Origin of the sequence: Nocardia sp. NPDC050697 (assembly GCF_040654395.1) — a bacterium.
In the GTDB taxonomy this organism is placed as follows: domain Bacteria; phylum Actinomycetota; class Actinomycetes; order Mycobacteriales; family Mycobacteriaceae; genus Nocardia.
In genome coordinates this window covers 202,282-222,016 of the sequence record NZ_JBFAHY010000002.1, presented here as the reverse complement: position 1 = coordinate 222,016, position 19,735 = coordinate 202,282, and the positions used below count along the sequence as shown (strand labels likewise).

At 72.0% G+C, this 19,735-nt stretch carries 20 protein-coding genes and 3 tRNA genes; 12 read left to right on the top strand and 11 right to left on the bottom strand.

All coding sequences use genetic code 11. The annotated features are described in order from the left end of the window. Nucleotides 1-11 precede the first annotated feature (11 nt). From AB0H71_RS08605 to AB0H71_RS08575, 7 genes are all read left to right on the top strand, one after another. Nucleotides 12-85: transfer RNA gene (locus AB0H71_RS08605), tRNA-Ile, on the top strand. A 31-nt stretch (nt 86-116) separates the two neighbouring features. Then, nucleotides 117-224, top strand: a complete 108-nt coding sequence (locus AB0H71_RS08600) for a DLW-39 family protein (RefSeq protein ID WP_357016744.1) — start codon at nt 117-119, stop codon at nt 222-224. Nucleotides 225-239: 15 nt separating this feature from the next. After that, nucleotides 240-312, top strand: a tRNA-Ala gene (locus tag AB0H71_RS08595). 116 nt (nt 313-428) lie between these two features. Beyond that, nucleotides 429-1,016: a restriction endonuclease gene (locus tag AB0H71_RS08590; RefSeq protein ID WP_357016741.1), complete on the top strand. Its 588-nt coding sequence runs from the start codon at nt 429-431 to the stop codon at nt 1,014-1,016. 20 nt (nt 1,017-1,036) lie between these two features. Next, nucleotides 1,037-1,999, top strand: a complete 963-nt coding sequence (locus tag AB0H71_RS08585) for an acyl-CoA dehydrogenase family protein (protein WP_357016738.1) — start codon at nt 1,037-1,039, stop codon at nt 1,997-1,999. Nucleotides 2,000-2,675: 676 nt separating this feature from the next. Further along, entirely contained in the window at nt 2,676-3,716 is a 1,041-nt protein-coding gene (locus AB0H71_RS08580; protein ID WP_357016735.1) for an ATP-binding cassette domain-containing protein, read from the top strand. Continuing rightward, on the top strand, nt 3,713-4,570 hold the full coding sequence (locus AB0H71_RS08575) for an ABC transporter permease (protein WP_357016732.1): 858 nt from the start codon (nt 3,713-3,715) through the stop codon (nt 4,568-4,570). Before AB0H71_RS08580 ends, AB0H71_RS08575 begins: the two co-directional genes overlap by 4 nt. Nucleotides 4,571-4,601: 31 nt before the next feature. On the opposite strand, the gene AB0H71_RS08570 is transcribed toward AB0H71_RS08575, so the two are convergent. Then, nucleotides 4,602-4,802, bottom strand: a complete 201-nt coding sequence (locus AB0H71_RS08570) for a hypothetical protein (protein ID WP_357016730.1) — start codon at nt 4,800-4,802, stop codon at nt 4,602-4,604. Nucleotides 4,803-4,924: 122 nt separating this feature from the next. On the opposite strand from AB0H71_RS08570, the gene AB0H71_RS08565 reads away from it, so the two are divergent. Then, entirely contained in the window at nt 4,925-5,794 is an 870-nt protein-coding gene (locus AB0H71_RS08565; protein ID WP_357016727.1) for a rhomboid family intramembrane serine protease, read from the top strand. On the opposite strand, the gene AB0H71_RS08560 is transcribed toward AB0H71_RS08565, so the two are convergent. Next, nucleotides 5,795-6,253, bottom strand: coding sequence for a PH domain-containing protein (locus tag AB0H71_RS08560; protein WP_357016724.1), 459 nt, complete (start codon nt 6,251-6,253; stop codon nt 5,795-5,797). Between the two features lie 91 nt (nt 6,254-6,344). After that, a complete protein-coding gene (crgA, locus tag AB0H71_RS08555; protein WP_357016721.1) occupies nt 6,345-6,611 on the bottom strand; it encodes a cell division protein CrgA in 267 nt (88 codons plus the stop codon). Between the two features lie 120 nt (nt 6,612-6,731). Between crgA and AB0H71_RS08550 the strand changes: the two genes are divergently transcribed. Genes AB0H71_RS08550 through AB0H71_RS08540 form a run of 3 tightly spaced genes read left to right on the top strand, consistent with a single transcriptional unit; the run spans nt 6,732 to nt 8,544 of the window. Beyond that, a complete protein-coding gene (locus tag AB0H71_RS08550) occupies nt 6,732-7,376 on the top strand; it encodes an aminodeoxychorismate/anthranilate synthase component II (protein WP_357016718.1) in 645 nt (214 codons plus the stop codon). Further along, nucleotides 7,373-8,092: a dihydrofolate reductase family protein gene (locus AB0H71_RS08545; protein WP_357016715.1), complete on the top strand. Its 720-nt coding sequence runs from the start codon at nt 7,373-7,375 to the stop codon at nt 8,090-8,092. The genes AB0H71_RS08550 and AB0H71_RS08545 overlap by 4 nt, the downstream gene beginning before the upstream one ends. Beyond that, nucleotides 8,092-8,544: a deaminase gene (locus AB0H71_RS08540; RefSeq protein WP_357016712.1), complete on the top strand. Its 453-nt coding sequence runs from the start codon at nt 8,092-8,094 to the stop codon at nt 8,542-8,544. The genes AB0H71_RS08545 and AB0H71_RS08540 overlap by 1 nt, the downstream gene beginning before the upstream one ends. 4 nt (nt 8,545-8,548) lie before the next feature. Here AB0H71_RS08540 and pknB read toward each other — a convergent pair whose 3' ends face one another. From pknB to AB0H71_RS08505, 7 genes are all read right to left on the bottom strand, one after another. Beyond that, nucleotides 8,549-10,456 carry a Stk1 family PASTA domain-containing Ser/Thr kinase gene (gene pknB, locus AB0H71_RS08535; protein ID WP_357016709.1) on the bottom strand — a complete coding sequence of 636 codons (1,908 nt, stop codon included), beginning with the start codon at nt 10,454-10,456 and terminating at the stop codon, nt 8,549-8,551. Further along, complete coding sequence (locus AB0H71_RS08530) at nt 10,453-11,949, bottom strand: protein kinase (protein ID WP_357016707.1); 1,497 nt, start codon at nt 11,947-11,949, stop codon at nt 10,453-10,455. The genes pknB and AB0H71_RS08530 overlap by 4 nt, the downstream gene beginning before the upstream one ends. Nucleotides 11,950-12,003: 54 nt before the next feature. After that, nucleotides 12,004-13,470 (bottom strand): penicillin-binding protein 2, encoded by a 1,467-nt coding sequence (locus AB0H71_RS08525; RefSeq protein WP_357016705.1) that lies wholly within the window; start codon nt 13,468-13,470, stop codon nt 12,004-12,006. Further along, nucleotides 13,467-14,945 (bottom strand): FtsW/RodA/SpoVE family cell cycle protein, encoded by a 1,479-nt coding sequence (locus tag AB0H71_RS08520; RefSeq protein WP_357016702.1) that lies wholly within the window; start codon nt 14,943-14,945, stop codon nt 13,467-13,469. The genes AB0H71_RS08525 and AB0H71_RS08520 overlap by 4 nt, the downstream gene beginning before the upstream one ends. Next, on the bottom strand, nt 14,945-16,420 hold the full coding sequence (locus tag AB0H71_RS08515) for a protein phosphatase 2C domain-containing protein (protein WP_357016700.1): 1,476 nt from the start codon (nt 16,418-16,420) through the stop codon (nt 14,945-14,947). The genes AB0H71_RS08520 and AB0H71_RS08515 overlap by 1 nt, the downstream gene beginning before the upstream one ends. Next, on the bottom strand, nt 16,417-16,884 hold the full coding sequence (locus tag AB0H71_RS08510; protein WP_067649353.1) for an FHA domain-containing protein: 468 nt from the start codon (nt 16,882-16,884) through the stop codon (nt 16,417-16,419). The genes AB0H71_RS08515 and AB0H71_RS08510 overlap by 4 nt, the downstream gene beginning before the upstream one ends. 208 nt (nt 16,885-17,092) lie before the next feature. Next, nucleotides 17,093-18,712 (bottom strand): DUF3662 and FHA domain-containing protein, encoded by a 1,620-nt coding sequence (locus AB0H71_RS08505; protein WP_357016698.1) that lies wholly within the window; start codon nt 18,710-18,712, stop codon nt 17,093-17,095. A 225-nt stretch (nt 18,713-18,937) separates the two neighbouring features. Here AB0H71_RS08505 and AB0H71_RS08500 point away from each other — a divergent pair. After that, nucleotides 18,938-19,020: transfer RNA gene (locus AB0H71_RS08500), tRNA-Leu, on the top strand. 52 nt (nt 19,021-19,072) lie between these two features. Here AB0H71_RS08500 and AB0H71_RS08495 read toward each other — a convergent pair. Further along, the gene (locus AB0H71_RS08495; protein WP_357016695.1) at nt 19,073-19,717 is read right to left on the bottom strand and encodes a methyltransferase domain-containing protein; all 645 of its coding nucleotides are present in this window, start codon (nt 19,715-19,717) and stop codon (nt 19,073-19,075) included. Between the last annotated feature and the right edge of the window lie 18 nt (nt 19,718-19,735).

The following is a 19,735-nucleotide window of genomic DNA, read 5'->3' as shown; positions in this document are numbered from 1 at the left end:
CGGTCGAACACGGGCCTATAGCTCAGGCGGTTAGAGCGCTTCGCTGATAACGAAGAGGTCGGAGGTTCAAGTCCTCCTAGGCCCACCCATCGGATGCACACAGTAGGGTGGGAACCATGAAGCTTCTCCTCACGGCCGGTGCCGTGGCAGCGGTTCTCCTCGCGATCACCAAGCTCCGCAAGCGGGACGAAGCCGATCTTTGGCACGAGGTCACCTCCCGCTGACGCGGTCCTCGGCTCGGGGCCTTAGCTCAATTGGCAGAGCACTGCCTTTGCAAGGCAGGGGTTAGGGGTTCGATTCCCCTAGGCTCCACTTCTTTTCCTTCCTCCTCCGTAGCTGTCGGCGCCTGCCCGTAGGGTGGGCGCATTGTCGGTGGACGTGTAGGGGTGCGCGTGGCGAACAGGGGCAGGCGGGCGCGGAGCCGGGGTGTGAACGGCGCCGTCTCGGCCGTGGTGGCGCTGGTGCTGCTCGCGGTGCTGGCGGCGCCGGTCTGGCGCTGGATCTCCGCCAATGCGGCGCTGGTGGCCCTGGTGGCGGTGCTGCTGGTCGGCGCGGTGATCGCGGTGAGCATGTGGTGGAGCGGGCTGGCGGCGCGCAGGCGGCTGCGGCGGGAGCGACGGATCCGGGCGGCGCTCACCTTCGCGGAGATGAGCGCGGGGCAGTTCGAGCACGCGCTGGCTGATCTGTGCAGGCGGGACGGGTGCACCAGGGTCGCGGTGGTCGGCGGGGCCGGGGACCTGGGGGCCGACGTGCTGGCGCGGGCGCCGGACGGGCGCCGGATCGTGCTGCAGGCCAAGCGGTATCGGGTGGACAACTGGGTGTCGGGGCCGGATCTGCAGAAGTTCGGCGGCACCTGCTTCGCGGTGCACGGCGCCGACGTCGCGGCGGTGGTCACCACCGCGGGCGGGTTCCGCAAGCAGGCGCGCGAGTACGCGGCGCACATGGGAATCGTGCTGGTCGACAACCACGAGCTCACCGCATGGCAGACCGGGGAGGGGCCGCCGCCGTGGGAGTGAGCGACCGGTTACCGTTGGGCGTGCTGCTCGATCACCTGCTCACCGGCGCGCCCGGCACCGATCCGCTCGATTCGGTCGCCGCGGCCTGGGCCGCGCACCGGCGGGTCACCGCGCGCTGCGCCGACTCGATCGACGCCGCGGTGCTCGGCGGCTGGGCCGCCGACCGGCTCGGCTACGCCTTCGTGGCCGGCTACCAGGAGGCGCTGCGGGCGCTGCTGCCTGGACTGCCCTCGGCGGCGCTGGTCTCGCTCGCCGCCACCGAGGCGGGCGGGGCGCACCCGGCCGTCATCGAGACGGCGCTGCGCCGGCGCGGGCCGGACTGGACGGTGAGCGGTACCAAGACCTTCGCCACGCTCGGCTCCGAGGCAGACGCTTTCGTGGTGGTCGCGAGCGCCGGACCGGGCACGGACGGTCGCAATACCGTGCGCACCGCCATGGTCGACCCGCGCGGGCCGGGCGTGCGCGCCGAGCCGCTGCCCGCGACGCCGTTCGCCCCCGAGATCCCGCACGCCGTGCTGACCTTCACCGACGCTCCCGCGGTCCCGCTGCTCGGCGACGGCTACGCCGATCACCTCAAGCCGTTCCGCACCTTCGAGGACGCGCACGTGCTCGCCGCCACGCTCGGGCTGCTGATCCGGGTGGCACGGGACTCCGGCTGGCCACCGGCGACGGTGCAGCGGCTGCTCGGCGCGGTGGCCGCGGTGCGCGGGCTCGGGCTCGGCAGGCCCTCCGGTTCGCCCGCGGTCCCCGCCGGGCCGCCGGATCCGGTACTCGCGCTGGCGAAATCGCCCGCGGTGCACATCGCGCTCGCGGGCACCCTCGATCTGGTGGACCAGCTGCTCGCCGAGATCGGCTCGCTGTGGAACTCCGCCGACCCGGTGGCGCGGGAGCGCTGGGAGCGCGATCGGCGGCTGCTGAACACCGCCGAGCGGGTGCGCGCGCTGCGCACCAGCGCCGCCTGGCAGGCCCTCGCGCGGAGGTGACCGGCGGGTAGCCCGCCGCTCGCTCCGGCACCGGTAGCCACCTGCCGAGATGGAGGAAGAACCTCCTGCAAAAAGGGGAGCGGGCCTCGGCGAAGGGGGGGAGTTAGCCGAGGCCCGCGTGTGGTCGGCCCGGGGGGGAGGGGCCGACGAGAACGATCCTACGCGAAGATTCGCGTTCGCGGGTGCGTGGCAAGCACCACTTTCGGAGAATTTTTCGCGGTGCCGCGGCGGGCCCCTGACCGGGGCTGTGCGGGGTGTCCGCCGCGCCGCCGCGGCGGGTGCCCGAAGTTAGCCAAAAGGGCTGGCCCGCATTGGTATACCCGTCAACAACCGGACATTCCCGACTGTGGATCAGCGGTGTTCCGGACGCCGCGCCCGCCCGGCGCGGCGCCGCGGAAATCCCGCCTTTCCGCGTGTCGCGGCGGTGCGCGGGGGAGTGGTCGAGTAGTCGACTACGCGTGTCCGGCGATGCCGGGCGATCGAGGATGGGATCCGGCCGCGCCCCGCGGTAACCCCGAGCGTCGCGGGGTGCGGCCCTCCCGGTCGGCTTCGATCGGCATCAGCGCAGGTAGCGCCTTAATTCTTCCGGAAAACCCGGACAATTCGATGGAATCTGTCGGACCCCGGGGTAATACTGGCGCCCGAATCGGTCTTCCATCACGAACTCAGGAGAATCATGCCCGACGCAATCGTCGCCGAGGGGCTGGTCAAGCGATACGGCAAGGTGGTGGCGCTGGACGGACTCGACCTGTCGGTGCCGGAGGGCACGGTGACCGCGCTGCTCGGCCCCAACGGCGCCGGGAAGACCACCACGGTCCGGGTCCTCACCACCCTGCTCATCCCGGACGCCGGGAAGGCGACCGTCGCCGGGATCGATGTCCTCGGCAATCCGCGCAAGCTGCGCTCGCGGATCGGCACCTCGGGCCAGTACGCGGCGGTCGACGAATACCTCACCGGCTTCGAGAATCTGGAGATGGTGGGCAGGCTCTACCACCTCGGGGTGAAGCGCGCCAAGGAGCGGGCGCGGGAGCTGCTCGACCGGTTCCGGCTCAGCGACGCCGGCGACCGCCCGGTGCGCACCTACTCCGGCGGCATGCGCCGCCGCCTCGACCTGGCCGGCGCGCTGGTGGCGAACCCGCCGGTGCTCTTCCTGGACGAGCCGACCACCGGGCTCGACCCGAGGGCCAGGTTCGACCTGTGGGACGTCATCGAGGAGCTCGTGGCGGGCGGCACCACGCTGCTGCTCACCACCCAGTACCTGGAGGAGGCGGACCGGCTGGCCGACTCCATCGCGGTGATCGACCACGGCACCGTGATCGCCCAGGGCACCGCCGACGAGCTCAAGTCCATGGTCGGCGGCGACCGGATCGAGCTCACCGTCGACGACCAGGCGAAGGTCGCTGTGGCGCAACAGCTCCTGAAGGGGCTGGCGGACGGCGACATCCAGGTCGAGCAGGGGCTGCGGCGGCTCACCGTTCCGGTCGCCGACGGCTCGTCGGCGCTGGTCGCCACGATCGGCACGCTCGCCGAGAACGACATCCGGCTGCGCGACATCGCGCTGCGCAGGCCCTCGCTCGACGACGTCTTCCTCACCCTCACCGGCCACGAGGCCGAGGAGCGGCAGCCCGCCGACGGCGACGATGCCCGCTTCACCCCGGACGCGGCGCCGGAGCACCCCGCGAAGCAGCTCGAATCGACGGAAGGACATTCCCGATGACCGCCACCAGCACGCCGGTGGAGCTGCCCGGCGACCCCGGGCCGCTGGAGCGGCTGCGCATCGTGGTGATCGACAGCGTCACCGTGACCAAGCGCAATGTCATCAAGATCAAGCGGGTGCCGGACGTGCTGGTCTTCGCGACGCTGTCGCCGATCATGTTCGTGCTGCTCTTCGCCTACGTCTTCGGTACCGCGATCCAGGTGCCGGGGCTGGAGGGCGGGTACCGCGAGTTCCTGATCGCGGGCATCTTCGTGCAGACCGTGGTCTTCGGCTCCACCTTCACCGGCGCCGGGCTGGCCGAGGACATGCAGAAGGGCATCATCGACCGCTTCCGCTCGCTGCCGATGGCGCCGGTCGCGGTGCTCGTCGGGCGGACCGTGAGCGATGTGGTGATCAATGTGGTGAGCCTGGTGGTGATGTCGCTGACCGGGCTCGTGGTCGGCTGGCGGATCCGCGGGTCGGTGCTGGACGCGGTGCTCGCCTACGTGCTGCTGCTGCTCTTCGCCTACGCGCTGTCCTGGTTGATGGCGACGGTCGGGCTGCTGGTCCGCACCCCCGAGGTGTTCAACAACGCCAGCTTCATGGTGATCTTCCCGCTCACCTTCCTGGCCAACACCTTCGTGCCGCTCGATGATCTGCCCGGCGTGCTCAAGGTGTTCGCGGAGTGGAACCCGGTCTCGGCGCTGACCCAGGCCACCCGGGAGCTGTTCGGCAACACCAGCCCGCTGGCGCCGCCGTCCGACGCCTGGTCGATGCAGCACCCGGTGGCGACCACGCTGATCTGGATCGTCGTCATCCTGGTGATCTTCATCCCGCTGTCGCTGCGGCGGTACCAGCGGACGGTGAGCCGCTAGGACGCGCTTCGCGCGCGGGCGCGCTCTCGCGTCAGGCGGGGGTGTCGGTCTCCGGCTCGCCCGCGCTGCGGGTGGAGCCGATGCGCGGCGGCGCGGGCGCGGGGGCGGGGGGCTGCGGGCGGCGGCTGCGCGCCACCGCGGCGGCGGCGCCCGCGGCCGTGACGGCGGCCGCGGCGATCAGGCGATTGCGCGTGCGGGAGCGGGCGGATGGCCGCCGGGAAGCCGAGCTCATGGCACCACTGTGGCACACCGGCCGGAACCGTGCCGAATCCCCTCTCGACCTGCGTCATCGCGGCGAGATGGCAGGATGGCCGGGGGAGGACCGCCGCGCGGCGGGAACGGAGCGAGGAGACGATGCAACCACAACCGCCCGCCCCCGTCTGCGTCCGGCACGTGGATCGGGTGACCGGCCTGGCCTGCACCCGCTGCGGCCGCCCTGCCTGCGCCGACTGCCTGCGCCCGGCCGCCGTCGGGCAGCACTGCGTGGACTGCCTGCAGCAGGATCGGCGCTCCACCCCGCAGGTGCGCACGGTGGCGGGCGCGCCGGCGGGCACCGCGCCGCGCCCGCTGGTCACCTACGCGCTGATCGCGATCAACCTGGTGATCTTCGGCATCACCGCGGCCCAGGCGAACAGCGTGCTGGACAACCAGCGCTCCCGGCTCTTCCTGCAGTGGGTGCTCTACCCGCCCGCGGTGGCCGACGGCGAGTGGTGGCGGGTGCTCGGCTCCGGCTTCCTGCACTACGGCCCGCTGCACCTGCTGGTCAATATGTTCGCGCTGTACGTGGTCGGCCGGGACTGCGAGCTGGTGCTCGGGCGGGTGCGGTACCTGCTGGTGTACCTGGTGGCGCTGCTCGGCGGCTCGGCCGGCGTCATGCTGCTCTCCCAGGACAGCCTGACCGCGGGCGCCTCCGGGGCCGTGTACGGCCTCTTCGGCGCGGTCACCGTGGTCCTGATCCGGCTGCGGCAGAGCCCGAATCAGATGCTCATCGTGATCGGCATCAATGTGATCATCAGCCTCTCGCTGCCCGGCATCTCGCTCTGGGGGCACCTGGGCGGGCTGGCCGCGGGCACCCTCGCCACGCTCGGGGTGCTCTTCCTGCCGCAGTGGGCGGGCGCGAAGTCGCCGGCGGCGGCGCGCACCATGGGCTGGGTGAGCCTGGCCGCGGTCGGGCTCGGGGCGCTGGCGGTGATCGGCGCGGCCGGGCTGAGCCTGGCCGCCTGATCAGCTCCGGTGCACCAGGTTGTGCCGGAGCATGGCGTCGAACAGGTCCTCCGGGTTCGCGCCGAGATCCCAGCGGCCGAAGATGAGCAGCCGGTCGTCGTCGCGCTCCGCGCGCTCGACGTCGAGCTCCAGCATCGGCGTCTTCCGGCCCAGCCTGCGGTAGTGCGTGATCCGCGCGCGCAGGATCTGCGAGCGGGTGTAGGTCACCGGCCCGGTGAGGCCGCGCACCACCAGCCGCGGCTCGGCGCCGGGCACGATCGTCACCCGCGGGCGCTGGCGCAGCCCGAGCGCGGCCAGCCCGAGCAGCCCGAGCGCGGCCACGCCGACCAGCACCGTGCTCGGCGCGTCGGCGGCGAAGAACGCGGCGATGCCGAGCGCGACCCCGCCGACGGCGACGGCGGCGAGCGCGGGCGCGGGGGTGGTCCAGGTGGTGCGATCGTCGGTGTCACCGGCGTTCACGGGCGTTCTCCCCAGGTTGTCCTCGAGTTGTCCACAGAATCATCCACAGGTGTGCATGAAACACACCGGTGTGATTCGGGTGAGGACCAGGTCAGCGCCACCGCATGGTCATGATCAGCCCGACCACCATGAGCCCGAAACCGATGAGGAAGTTCCAGGCATTGAGATCGGCCATCCACTGGATCTGCTCGGCGGCCAGGTAGTAGACGAGCAGCCAGACCAGCCCCGCCAGCATGAAACCGAGCATGACGGCGACGTACCAGACCGGCGACGGGCCTAGCGCCTTCACCTTGACGGGGGTGCGGCTGGCCGGGTTGACGGTGTAGTCGGTCTTCTTGCGGACCTTCGACTTCGGCATGGTGTCCTCGCGTTCGGCGTACGGGCGGGGTACCGGCCGCCCGCGTGGTCTCGGGTTCCAGGCTAGCCCACCAGGTCACGGCCTCGGATACCGGTTTGCGCGGGCCAGTACGCTCGTCTCATGCGCGTTCTGGTCGTCGACAACTACGACAGCTTCGTCTTCAACCTGGTCCAGTACCTGGGCCAGCTCGGGGTCGAGGCCGTGGTGTGGCGCAACGACGACCCGGAGTTGGCCGATCCGGCCGGGATCGCCACCGAGTACGACGGCGTGCTGATCAGCCCCGGCCCCGGCACCCCGGACCGCGCGGGGGTCAGCATGGAGCTGGTGCGCGCCTGCGCCGACGCCGCGACCCCGCTGCTCGGCGTCTGCCTCGGGCACCAGGCCATCGGCGCGGTCTTCGGCGGCACCGTCACCCGCGCCCCCGAGCTGCTGCACGGCAAGACCAGCGAGGTGTTCCACGTCGGGGCCGGGGTGCTCGCCGGGCTGCCCGACCCCTTCACCGCCACCCGCTACCACTCGCTCACCGTGCTGGAGGAGACGCTGCCGCCGGAGATCGAGGTGCTCGGCCGCACCGAGAGCGGGATCGTGATGGCGATGCGGCACCGCACGCTGCCGATCCACGGCGTGCAGTTCCACCCGGAGTCGGTGCTCACCCAGGGGGGCCACCGGATGCTCGCGAACTGGCTGGAGGTGTGCGGGCAGCGCCCCGCCGAGGGGCTGGTCGCGGCGCTGGAAGCGGAGGTCGCCGCGCTGGTGCCGCAGTGAGCGCGCGGCCCCATGTGCTGCTGTCGGTCGCGGTGAGCGTCGATGGCTACATCGATGACGCGAGCCCGCAGCGGCTGCTGCTCTCCAACGCCGCGGATTTCGACCGGGTGGACCGGGTGCGGGCCGAGTCCGACGCCATTCTGATCGGCGCCGAGACGCTGCGCCGGGACAATCCGCGGCTGCTGGTGAACAGCGCCGAGCGCCGCGCCGCCAGGCAGGCGGCGGGCAAGCCCGAGTACCCGCTCAAGATCACCGTGACCGCGCTCGGCGACCTCGACGCCGGGCTGCGGTTCTGGCACCACGGCGGCGCCAAACTCGTCTACACCACCGACGCGGGCCGCACCCGGCTCGGCGACCGGCTGACCGGGCTGGCCGAGATCCACAGCCTCGGCCCCGAGCTCGACCCGGCCGCGCTGCTCGACGATCTCGGCGCGCGCGGGATCGGGCGGCTCATGGTGGAGGGCGGCACCCGGATGCACACCGCCTTCCTGGCCGCGGGGCTCGCCGACGAACTGCACGTCGCGGTGGCGCCGATCCTGGTCGGCGAGGCGGCGGCCCCGCGCTTCGTCGGCCAGGCAGCGTTCCCCGGCGGCCCGTCGCACCGCATGCGGCTGGCGGGGGTGGAGGCCGTCGGCGACGTGGCCGTCCTGCGCTATCTACCGCGCGGCGAGCCGCATCGGCGGCCGGGCCGCGCGGCCACCGAGGAGGAGAGCTGATGCCCGGCGACGACCACCGATTCCTGGAACGCGCCATCGCCCTGGCCCGGCTCAGCCCGCCAAGCGCGACGGCCTTCTCGGTCGGCGCGATCCTGGTGGCGGACGGCGTGGAGCTGGCGACCGGCTACTCGCGCGAGGGCGACGCGAAGAACCACGCCGAGGAGGCGGCGCTGGCGAAGCTGGCCGCCGACGACCCGCGGCTGCGCCGCGCCACGCTCTACAGCACGCTGGAGCCCTGCTCGCAGCGCGCCACGGCAAGCCGAAAACCGTGCACCCAGCGCGTGCTGGACGCCGGAATTCCGCGCGTGGTGATCGCCTGGCGCGAGCCGGCCACCTTCGTCGCCGACTGCGTCGGCGTGGAGCTGCTGCGCCGGCACGGCGTCGAGGTGCTGGAGCTGCCCGAGCTGGCCGAGGCGGCGCGCGCAGTGAACCGCCACCTCGACCTCTCCTGAGCGATCAGGGCGGTCCGAGCACCCCGACCGTGAGCGAGACGGTGCCGTTCTTCGCCACCGACGAGCCCGCGCTCGGCTGCTGGCCGATCACCTTGCCGACCGCGAGCGTGTCGAAGGTGCCCTGGGTGGACTGGTCGATCTGCCCGGCGCCGCCGGACCAGCCCTCGGCGCGCAGCCGGTCGACAGCCTGCGCGACGGTGAGCCCGACCAGCGACGGCATCCGGACCTGCTCACCGCTGGACACCTGCACGGTGACGGTGGAGCCCTTCTCCGCGGTGGTGCCGCCGGACGGCGTGGTCGCGACCACCTCGCCCTTCGGCTTGCTGGACTGGACTTCCTGGATCACGATCTCGAACCCGGCGCTGTCCACCAGGTTCGGCTGCGCGACATTGATGTCCTGACCCACCACATTGGGCACCCGCACCTGCTCCGGCCCGGTGCCGATGGTGACGAGCACGGCGCCGTCGACATCGATCCGCGACCCCGCCGACGGCTCCTGCGCGATCACCTTGTCGCGCTCCTGGTCACCGGAGGGCTGCTTGCGGAGGTTCGGGTCCAGCCGCAGCCCCTTGGAGTTCAGCTCCTGCTCGGCCTGCTGCTGGGTGAGGCCGTCCAGCCGGGGCACCTGCACCTGCTGCGGGCCGGTGGAGACCTGCACGGTGATGGTGCTGCCCTCGTCCGCCCGCGAGCCGCCGAGCGGCTGGGTGGCGATCACATTGCCCGCCGCCACCCTGGCGTCCGGCTTCTCCTGGATGGCGACGCTGAAGCCGAGCTGCTGCAGCGAGGTCTGCGCCTGCGCGGCGGGCTTGCCGGAGAGGTCGGGAACGGCCTTCTGGTCCGGCTTGCTCCCCGGGCCGAGGAACGCCCAGAACAGCCCGAACGCCACCAGCACCGCGGCCGCGACGCCGAGCGCTAGGTAGGCCGAGCGGCGGCGCTCGTTCTGCTCCGGCGGCTCCGCGTCGTCCGGATCCTCGCGCCGCTCCACCGTGCGGTAGCTGCGCGGGGCGGGCTCCTCGGAGTCGATGATGGTGGTGCGATCCTCGTCGGTCATCACCATCGGCGCGCTCGGCTTCTGCCCGCCGAGCACCCGGATCAGGTCGGCGCGCATCTCGGCGGCGCTCTGGTACCGGTTGGCGGGGTTCTTGCTCATCGCCTTGAGCACGACGGAGTCCAGCTCGCGCGGGACGCCGGAGTGCACGTGCGACGGCAGCCGGGGATCCTCCCGCACGTGCTGGTAGGCGACGGCGATCGGCGAGTCGCCGGTGAAGGGCGGCTCGGCGGTGAGGATCTCGAAGAGGACGCAGCCGACCGAGTAGACGTCGGAGCGGGCGTCGACGGTCTCGCCGCGGGCCTGCTCGGGGGAGAGGTACTGGGCGGTGCCGATCACCGCGGCGGTCTGCGTCATGGGGTTGGCGCTGTCCGCGATGGCGCGGGCGATGCCGAAGTCCATGACCTTCACCGCGCCGGAGCGGTTGATCATGATGTTGGCCGGCTTCATGTCGCGGTGCACGATGCCGGCGTTGTGGCTGAAGTCGAGCGCGGCGCAGACGTCGGCGATGACCTCCATCGCGCGCCGCGGCGGCAGCGGGCCCTTGCCGCGCACCAGGTCGCGCAGGGTGTCGCCGTCGACGTACTCCATCACGATGTACGGCAGCGGGCCGCCGTCGATCTCGGCCTCGCCGGTGTCGTAGACGGCGACGATGGCCGGGTGGTTCAGCGCGGCCGCGTTCTGCGCCTCGCGCTTGAAGCGCAGGTAGAAGGTGGGGTCGCGGGCCAGGTCGGCGCGGAGCACCTTGATCGCCACGTCCCGGCTGAGCCGGACGTCGCGGGCCTTGTGCACCTCGGACATCCCGCCGAACCCGATGATCTCGCCCAGCTCGTACCGGGAGCCGAGATTCTTCGGGGTCGTCATTGTTGTCCTTGCCACGGGGTGAAGGGCGCGCGGGAAGTGGAGTCCGCCCCCTGGGCACCGGGGGCGTCGGGGAACGGCAGGTCGAGCGTGGGGAAGCGGGAGCGCGACGTCGTGCTACCCGCGGTGGTGGTTGGCTTGGTCGTGCTCGGCGCGCTGCTCGGCGGCACCGTCGTCGTGGTCGGCGCCTGCGTGCTGGTCGGGGCCTCCGTCGTGGTCGGCGGCGGCTCGTAGCTGGGCTCCGGCTCCGGCTGGGGCGCCTGCCTGGTGGTGGTGATCGGCGCGGGCGGCGGCGGGGCGATCGGGGCCTGCGTCGTGGTCGGCGCCGGGGTGTTCTCCGGGTTGGTGTCGCCGCCGAAGAGCAGGTAGATCACTGCGCCGCCGAGCAGCACCGCGCCGATGCCGAGCGCGATCAGCCAGTTCCGGGTGGACTTGTTCTCGTCCCTGCGGTCCGGGGTGCCGCCCGCGGGCGGGATCCGCTGCGCGTGCGCGGTGGCCGGGGCGTGGCCGTGCGTGGGCGGGCCCGCGTGCGCGACGGCGTTCGCGGCGGGCGCCGAGTAGCGCACGGTGGCGCCCTCGTAGGTCTGCTGGCCGGACGGGATCATCGCGGTCGGGCCGGGGGGGAGCACCCGGGTCGCGCCGGTCATCGAGCCGGTGGCGCCGGCGCGCGGCGGCGGCGGGCGGCGCCCGGCCTTGACCGCGGCGACGGCGTCGGCGAACTCGCCGCCGCTGCCGTAGCGCTGGTTCGGGTCCTTGGCCATGACGATCTCGATCAGCTCGCGCACATTGGCGGGCAGATCGGCCGGCATCGGCGGCGGCGCCTCGCGCACGTGCTTCATGGCGACGGTGATGGCGCCGTCGCCGGTGAAGGGCCGCTGCCCGGCCAGCGCCTCGTAGCCGACCACGCCGAGCGAGTAGACGTCGGAGGAGGCGGTGGCGTCCTCGCCGACCGCCTGCTCCGGCGCGATGTACTGGGCGGTGCCCATCACCATGCCGGTCTTGGTGACCGGCGAGGCGTCGACCGCCTTGGCGATGCCGAAGTCGGTGATCTTGACCTGCCCGGTCGGCGTCACCAGGATGTTGCCCGGCTTGACGTCGCGGTGCACAACGCCGGCGACGTGCGCCGCCTCCAGCGCCCGGCCGGTCTGCTCCAGCATGTCGAGGCCCTGCACGACGGAGAGCCGGCCGAGCCGGTTCAGCACCGCGTTCAGCGGCTCACCCTGCACCAGCTCCATGACCAGGTAGGCCATCTCGCCGCCGGAGGGGTCGAGCGTCTCGCCGTAGTCGTAGATGCCCGCGATGCCGGAGTGGTTCAGCTGCGCGGTGGTCTTCGCCTCGGTGCGGAAGCGCTGCCGGAAGGTCGGGTCGGTGGAGAACTCGGACTTGAGCACCTTGACGGCCACCCGGCGGTCCAGCCGGGTGTCGAGGGCTTCCCACACCTGCCCCATGCCACCGGTGGCGATGAGCCGGTGCAGGCGGTATCGGTCGGCGATCATGGCGCCGTTGTTCAGCACTGGGGCCCCCGTACATTCACTCGCACGTCCATTTGTTCAGCCCCCTCGCAGCCCGGCGTCGAGCACCGCGCGCGCCACCGGAGCCGCCACCGAGCCACCGGTCGCGGCCAGCGCGCGATCCCCGCCGTTCTCGACGATCACCGCGATGGCGATCTTCGGGTTCTGGGCGGGCGCGAAGGCGATGTACCACGCGTGCGGGGGGGTGTTCCGTGGGTCGCTGCCGTGCTCGGCGGTGCCGGTCTTGGAGGCGATCTGGTATCCGGACCGCCCGCTGCCGGCGGTGTTGTTCTCCGAGGCGATCATCAGGTTGGTCAGCTGTGACGCTACCTGGGCGCTGACCGCCTGTCCCACCGAGACCGGCTCGGTGCGGGAGAGCTCGCTGAGGTCGGAGCCCTGGGTCTGGTCGACCAGGTACGGCTCCATCCGGACGCCGCCGTTGGCGACGGTCGCGGCGACGACGGCGTTGTCCAGCGGGGTCAGCGCGACATCGCGCTGGCCGATGCTGGACTGGCCGAGCGCGGCCGCGTCCGGGATGCTGCCGACGGTGCTCTCCGCCACCGGGATCGGGATGCCGCGGTGCGGGCCGATGCCGAAGGCGGCGGCCTCGTCCTTGAGCGCGGCCGCCCCGACCCGCTGGCTCAGCTCGACGAAGGCGGTGTTGCAGGAGAAGCGGAAGGCGTCGTACAGCGAGGCGGTGCCGCCCCCGCCGCAGGTATTGCCGTTGTAGTTCTCCAGCGTGGTGCTGGTGCCGGGCAGCGTGATCGTCGGCGCGGCGGTGAGCTGGTCCTCCGGCCTGACGACATTGGCGGAGAGCGCGGCCGCGGTGGTGATCACCTTGAAGGTGGAGCCGGGCGGGTAGGTCTGCGAGACGGCCCGGTTCAGCATGGGCTGGTCCGGGTCGTCGCTGAGTTCGTCGTAGGCCTGGGAGACCGCGGCGCCGTCGTGCCCGGAGAGCCGGTTCGGGTCGTAGCTCGGGGTGGAGACCATGGTCAGGATCTTGCCCGAGGACGGCTCGATCGCGACCACCGAGCCGGTGTAGCCCTTGCTGGTGAGCTGGTCGTAGGCGACCTGCTGCATGGCCGGGTTCAGCGTGGTCACCACGTTCGCGCCGCGCGGGTCGCGCCCGGCGATCATGTCGATCAGCCTGCGGCCGAAGAGCTGGCTGTCCGAGCCGTTGAGCAGCGAGTCCTCCGCGCGCTCCAGCCCGGTGCTGCCGTAGTTCATCGAGTAGAAGCCGGTGACCGGGGCGTAGGCGGCGGGCTCGGTGGGGTAGGTGCGCAGGTACTTGTACCGGTCGTCGGTCGCCACCGAGCTGGCGAGCACGGTGCCGCCCGCGGCGATCTGGCCGCGCTGGCGGGAGTACTCGTCCAGCAGGACGCGCGAGTTGCGCGGGTCGAGGCGGTAGTCGTCGGCCTTGATGACCTGCACGTAGGTCGCGTTCATCAGCAGCGCCACGATCATGACCATCACCGCGACCGCGACCCGGCGTAGGGGGGTGTTCATTCCTGGGGCCTCGCTTCCCGTCGGCGCCCGATCATCTCGGTCTGTGCCTCGGCGAGCGGGGCGGCGGGCTCCCTGCGCGCCACCGGCGCCGGCGCGCGGGCGGCGTCCGAGATCCGGATCAGCAGCGCGAGCAGCGCGTAGTTGGCCAGCAGCGACGAGCCGCCGTACGAGACGAACGGGGTGGTGAGGCCGGTCAGCGGGATCAGCTTGGTGACGCCGCCGACCACGACGAAGACCTGCACCGCGATGGTGAAGGCGAGCCCGGCGGCGAGCAGCTTGCCGAAGCTGTCGCGCACCGCGAGCGCGGTGCGCAGCCCGCGCACCACCAGCATCAGGAACAGGATCAGCACGGCGGCCAGCCCGATCAGCCCGAGTTCCTCGCCGATGGTGGTGACGATGAAGTCGGTCTTGGCGAACGGCACCTGCGAGGGCCTGCCGCTGCCGAGCCCGGTGCCGGCGAGCCCGCCGGTGGCAAGGCCGAAGAGCGACTGCGAGATCTGGTAGCCGGTATTGCTGTAGTCCTCGAACGGGTGCAGCCAGGTGTCCACCCGCACCCGGACGTGGCCGAAGAGCTGGTAGGCGAAGACGAAGCCGACCCCGAGCAGCGAGAAGCCGATGAGCAGCCACCCCACCCGCTCGGTGGCGATGTAGAGCATCACCAGCACGGTGCTGAAGATCAGCAGCGAGGTGCCGAGATCCTTCTCGAAGACCAGCACGCCGATGCAGACGATCCAGACCACCAGGATCGGCCCGAGGTCGCGGGCGCGCGGGAACTCCATGCCGAGGAAGCGCTTACCCGCGACGGTGAAGAGATCGCGCCTGGCGACCAGCACCGAGGCGAAGAAGATGATCAGCAGGATCTTGGCGAACTCGCCCGGCTGCAGGCTGATGCCGGGCAGCCGGATCCAGATCTTGGCGCCGTTGGCCTCGGAGAAGCGTCCGGGCAGCAGCGCCGGAATGGCCAGCGCGACCAGCCCGACCAGGCCGAGGGTGTAGCTGTAGCGGGCGAGCGTGCGGTAGTCGCGCAGCACGACGAGCACGCCGATGAAGACGATCATGCCGATCGCGGTCCAGAGCACCTGCGAGTTGGCGTCCGGCGACGGCGCCTCGGAGCCGTTGTAGGCGGCGCTCTGCGCGGCGGCCAGGTCGAGCCGGTGGATCAGGACCAGCCCGAGGCCGTTGAGCAGCGCGGCGATCGGCAGCAGCAGCGGGTCGGCGTACGGCGCGAAGCGCCGCACCGCCAGGTGCGCGATGCCGAAGAGCGCCAGGTAGGCCAGCCCGTACTTGGCGATCTCCCAGGTGATCGACTGCTCCTGGCTCGCCTCGACCAGGAAGAGCGAGGCGGTGGTGATCACCGCGGCGAAGCCGAGCAGCAGCAGCTCCGCGTTCCGCCGCGTGGTCGGCGGTGGCGCGGGCGCGAAGCCGCCGGGCGGGCTGGGGTACCCCCCGGCCTGCGGCGGTGCCGGAGCGGACATCAGTCCGTCACCCGGCAGTTCTCCCCCGCGATCTGGGGGGTGGACGGCTGCGTCGGCTCCGGCTTCGGCGTCGGAGGCTGGTTCTCCTGACCCGGCTGCGGCTCGGCGGGCGGGGCGGGCGCGGGCTCCGGCGCCGGGGCAGCCGGCTCGGGCGAGGCGGCGGGCTGCGGCGCGGGGGTGCTGGGCTGCGTCGTCGGCGTGGTCGCCTTGACGCAGGCGGGCAGCAGCTCGCGCTGCGCCAGCACCTCCATCTGGTCCTTCGCCTTCTCCAGCGAGCCCGGCGGCAGCCCGCGCTCGACCTGGTCGCGGCCGGTCTGCTCCAGGTCATCGACCTTCAGCGGCAGGCAGCCGGCCGGCTGGTCGGTGCCGGGGACGGCGAGCGTCAGCTGCCCGGTCTTGCTCACGCAGCCGACCAGGTCGACATCGTGCACCGACCAGCCGAGCACGGTGCCGGGCAGCCCGCGCAGGATCACCACCGAGCCGTTGTCGGCCCCGACGTAGTAATTGCTGCGGATCATCTTGTACCCGACGATGAGCCCGATCCCGACCGCGATCACCAGCGCGACGGCGAGCGCGATCCAGCGCAGCCTCTTGGACTTGGCGGGCGGCTCCGGCTCCGGACTCGCGGCGCTGCGCCGCGGCGTGCTCTGCCGGGGCGGGCGGATGGCGGCGGCCCGGCCGGCGGCGGTGTTCGGCGGCGGCGTGTCGTCGTCCACCCCGGAGGCGGCGCCTGCCACGATCGGGTGGCTCTGGCCGTAGTCGAGGTCGATGACGTCGGCGACGACCACGGTGACATTGTCCGGGCCACCGCTGCGCAGCGCGAGCTCGATGAGCCGGTCGGCGCACTCGTCGGTATTGCCCTCACGCATGGTGTTCGCGATGGTCTCGTCGCTGACCACGTCGGAGAGGCCGTCCGAGCAGAGCAGGTAGCGGTCGCCCGCCTTGGCCTCGCGCATGACCAGCGTCGGGTCGATCTCGTTGCCGGTGAGCGCCCGCATGATCAGCGAGCGCTGCGGGTGCGTGTGCGCCTGCTCGGGGGTGATGCGGCCCTCGTCGACCAGCGACTGCACGAAGGTGTCGTCCCTGGTGATCTGGGCCAGCTCGGCGTCGCGGAGCATGTACGCCCTGGAGTCGCCGATGTGCACCATGCCGAGCTTCTTGCCCGCGAAGAGGATCGCGGTCAGCGTGGTGCCCATGCCGTCGAGCTCGGGCTCCTCCTCGACCTGGTCGGCGATCGCGGCATTGCCCTCGCGGGTGGCGTGGTCCAGCTTGCCGAGCAGGTCGGGACCGGGTTCGTCGTCGTCGAGGTGGGCCAGCGCGGCGATCATCAGCTGTGAGGCGACCTCGCCCGCGGCGTGGCCGCCCATCCCGTCCGCCAGGGCGAGCAGGCGGGCGCCCGCGTAGACGGAGTCCTCGTTGTTGGCCCGGACGAGACCGCGGTCGCTGCGCGCTGCATAGCGGAGAACAAGTGTCACGATCGGAGCTCGATCACTGTTTTGCCGACTCGCACCGGGGTGCCGAGCGGAACACGAACGGGGGTGGTGACTTTCGCACGGTCGAGATACGTGCCGTTGGTGGAGCCGAGATCCTCGACGTACCAGTCGTCACCGCGCGGTGAGATCCGGGCATGCCGGGTGGAGGCGTAGTCGTCGGTGAGTACCAGCGTGGAATCGTCCGCACGCCCGATCAGCACCGGCTGGGTGCTGAGCGTGATGCGGGTGCCGGCGAGTGAACCATGAGTCACCACAAGGAATTTGGCGCCCTTCTGGCCTCGGCTGAAGGAAGGCAGCACCGTCGACCCGCGTGTGGCCCTGGGCTGTATCCGGATGCCGGATGCCGCGTAGATGTCGCTGCGCAAGGTCCGCAGGATAGCCCACACGAACAGCCACAGCAGCAGCAGGAACCCCGCACGGGTCACTTGCAGAATCAGTCCCTGCACGGCGTTCCACCTCCTGTTCACCGTGTGCGCGGACGACGACGGCGGCTCGAGAGCCCCCATCGGCTTGCTGACCTCACCCGGCTCGGATTCGTCCGACGAGCCGCGCGTGGATTGGCAGCATCATAGGGCCGAAGGCCGGGTGTGAACACGGTACGACGGCGCCTACGGCTGCCGTCGTACCTGTGATCTGGTTGGCGAGCTTACGGGATCAGACGATTCGGATCAGGATCTCGGAGTGTCCGGCCCGGATCACATCGCCGTCCGCGAGCTGCCAGTCCTGCACCGGAGACCCGTTGACCAGCGTCCCGTTGGTGGAACCGAGATCCGAGAGCATGGCGGTCTGGCCGTCCCAGCGAACCTCGATGTGCCGGCGCGAGACGCCGGTGTCCGGCAGCCGGAAGTGCGCGTCCTGGCCGCGGCCGATGATGTTGCTTCCCTCCCGGAGCTGGTAGGTGCGGCCACTGCCGTCGTCCAGCTGGAGGGTGGCCTGGAAGCCGGAGCCGGCCGCGGGGGCCGCGTAGCCGGGCTGGGCCGCCGGTGCCGCCGCGCCGCCGCCCGCGTAGCCGCCGCGCTCGCCGTAGCCGGCCTGCTGGCCCGCGTAGCCGCCGCGCTCCTCGGCGCCGTAGCCGCCGCCCTGGCCGTAGCCGGGCTGCTCGCCGTAGCCGGGATCGCGGTAGTCCTGCTCCGCGCCGTAGCCCGGTGCCGCACCCGGCGCCTGGCCGTAGCCCGCGGGCGCGGCCGCGCCACCGCCCGCGTAGCCGCCGCGCTCGCCGTAGCCCGCGCCCGCCTGGCCGTAGCCCTGCTCGCCGTACCCGGCCTGCCCGCCCGCGCCGTACCCGGGCTGGCCGTAGCCGGGCTGCTGCTCCGCGCCGTAGCCGCCCTGCTGCTCGGCGCCGTAGCCGGGCTCGCCGTAGCCGGGCTGGGCGCCGCCGCCGTAGCCGGGCTGCTCGGCGCCGTAGCCGCCGCCCTGCTGGCCGTAGCCGCGCTCCGCGCCGTATCCGGGGGGCTGCCCGCCGTACCCGCCCTGCTGCTGCTCGTAGCCGGGCTCGGAGTAGGCCTGCGGCGCGCCGCCCGCGCCGTACCCGCCCTGCTGGCCGTAGCCGCCGGGCTGCTCGCCGTAGGACCGGCCCGCGCCGTACCCGGGCTGCTCGCCGTAGCCCTGCTGGCCGTAGCTGTTCTGGTAGTCGCCACCGGCCTGGTAGTCGCTGTAGCCCTCCGGCGCGCCGCCGCGGCCGTAGTCGTCGCCGTAGGCGCCGTTCTGCGGCCGGCCCGCGGGCGGCGGTGCGTACCCGCGGTTGCGTGGATCGGACTCCGCGGGCTCACGGCTCGGGTCGTAGCCAGAGTTCTGCGTCATGGGGCCAGCTCCTGGTTGCGGGTTTGCGGGTCGTTGGTGCGCAGCTCCGGGCGGCGAAGCGGACGCCCCCGATCGGCCAGGAGCCGGAGCTCCGCGGCCGACGTCGGGATCCACCCGGCCGCTCGCCCTGAACTGTCCGGTGTGCAGCGTAGGGGATGCCTCGAATGCCACGTGTACTTCGCCGTACGTCTGCCACCCCTGATCGCGGATGTAGTCGTGCAGGTGCTTGGCGAACGCCTTGCTGGTGAGCTCGGAATCTGCGGCGAGTTGCTCGTGATCGGACGTGGCGACGGTGATCACATAACTGTTCGGCGCGAGCAGGTGCCCGCCGCCGACGTCCTGGACCCGATCGGACGCCTCACGCTGCAGCGCCGCCTCCACTTCCTGGGGGACGACGCTGCCACCGAAGACGCGAGCGGCCGCATCACCGACGGCGCCTTGCAGACGCCGCTCGAATCGATCGACGATGCCCATCTCAGCCTCCCTCCGGTGTGTGGACTCCTACCGATCCGTAACAACGACACAACTGGTTGGCGTGTCGTGGTTCGAGCACGTTCACTGCATGATATCCACGATCCTCCACCCCTGTAACTCCCGGAAAGCCCAGGAGGTTCCCGGGATGGTCAAGGACTGGTCACAGGGTGTCAACAGGCGATTTCGGTTTCGCCGAGGCTGCGTGATACGGTCTTCGAGTCGCTCGGGCGAGTGGCGGAATGGCAGACGCGCTGGCTTCAGGTGCCAGTGTCCGTAAGGACGTGGGGGTTCAAGTCCCCCTTCGCCCACAGCTCGGAAACCCGGTCCATCGGATCGGGTTTTTCGCGTTTCCGGGGCCGCTCACCCCACCCCGCGCCGCCCGGCGAGCACGTGGAACGGGAGCGCGGTGCCCTCCGGGCTGCTGCGCTGCACCCGGAAGCCGCTCTGCTCCAGCGCGCCTGCCACCTCGTCGACGGCGCGCAGCCGGAAACCGTGCGCGGTGAAGGGCAGCTTCGCCATCGCCTCCGGGTCGCCGATGCCGACCACCGCGACCCCGCCGGGGCGGATCGTCCTGGCGAGTTCGGTACAGGCGGCGGCCAGCTCCTCGACGAAGTACACCGTGTTGACGGTGATCGCGGCGTCGAGCACGCCGTCCCGCAGCGGCAGCGCGGTGAGCGAGCCCTCGGCCACCTGCAGGGTGCCGGAGCGCACCTGCGGCGCGAACCGCTTGCGCGCGCTCGCGATCATGTCGGGGGAGAGCTCGACGCCGTGCACGATGCCGCTGGAGCCGACCTTGTCCAGCAGCATGGCCAGCCCGGCCCCGCCGCCGAAGCCGAGGTCGGCCACGGTCGCCCCCGGCGTGATGCCCGCCGCCGCGACGGCGGCCGCCACCGCGGGGCGATTGCTCCGATTCAGCATCCCGGCCACCACCGTGCCGAGAATTCCGTGCGGATTGCCGAGCTGCCCGGCCAGGGTGCCGAGGGCGCGAGCGCGCAGACCTGCCATACCGCCATGCTAGCGAGC

Excerpts from the sequence above, each read along its gene's own strand:
- AB0H71_RS08600 (WP_357016744.1), top strand. The coding sequence starts at position 117 with ATGAAGCTTCTCCTCACGGCCGGTGCCGTGGCAGCGGTTCTCCTCGCG.
- AB0H71_RS08580 (WP_357016735.1), top strand. The coding sequence starts at position 2,676 with ATGCCCGACGCAATCGTCGCCGAGGGGCTGGTCAAGCGATACGGCAAG.
- AB0H71_RS08575 (WP_357016732.1), top strand. The coding sequence starts at position 3,713 with ATGACCGCCACCAGCACGCCGGTGGAGCTGCCCGGCGACCCCGGGCCG.
- AB0H71_RS08570 (WP_357016730.1), bottom strand. The coding sequence starts at position 4,802 with ATGAGCTCGGCTTCCCGGCGGCCATCCGCCCGCTCCCGCACGCGCAAT.
- AB0H71_RS08565 (WP_357016727.1), top strand. The coding sequence starts at position 4,925 with ATGCAACCACAACCGCCCGCCCCCGTCTGCGTCCGGCACGTGGATCGG.
- crgA (WP_357016721.1), bottom strand. The coding sequence starts at position 6,611 with ATGCCGAAGTCGAAGGTCCGCAAGAAGACCGACTACACCGTCAACCCG.
- AB0H71_RS08550 (WP_357016718.1), top strand. The coding sequence starts at position 6,732 with ATGCGCGTTCTGGTCGTCGACAACTACGACAGCTTCGTCTTCAACCTG.
- AB0H71_RS08540 (WP_357016712.1), top strand. The coding sequence starts at position 8,092 with ATGCCCGGCGACGACCACCGATTCCTGGAACGCGCCATCGCCCTGGCC.
- pknB (WP_357016709.1), bottom strand. The coding sequence starts at position 10,456 with ATGACGACCCCGAAGAATCTCGGCTCCCGGTACGAGCTGGGCGAGATC.
- AB0H71_RS08530 (WP_357016707.1), bottom strand. The coding sequence starts at position 11,949 with ATGATCGCCGACCGATACCGCCTGCACCGGCTCATCGCCACCGGTGGC.
- AB0H71_RS08525 (WP_357016705.1), bottom strand. The coding sequence starts at position 13,470 with ATGAACACCCCCCTACGCCGGGTCGCGGTCGCGGTGATGGTCATGATC.
- AB0H71_RS08520 (WP_357016702.1), bottom strand. The coding sequence starts at position 14,945 with ATGTCCGCTCCGGCACCGCCGCAGGCCGGGGGGTACCCCAGCCCGCCC.
- AB0H71_RS08505 (WP_357016698.1), bottom strand. The coding sequence starts at position 18,712 with ATGGGCATCGTCGATCGATTCGAGCGGCGTCTGCAAGGCGCCGTCGGT.
- AB0H71_RS08495 (WP_357016695.1), bottom strand. The coding sequence starts at position 19,717 with ATGGCAGGTCTGCGCGCTCGCGCCCTCGGCACCCTGGCCGGGCAGCTC.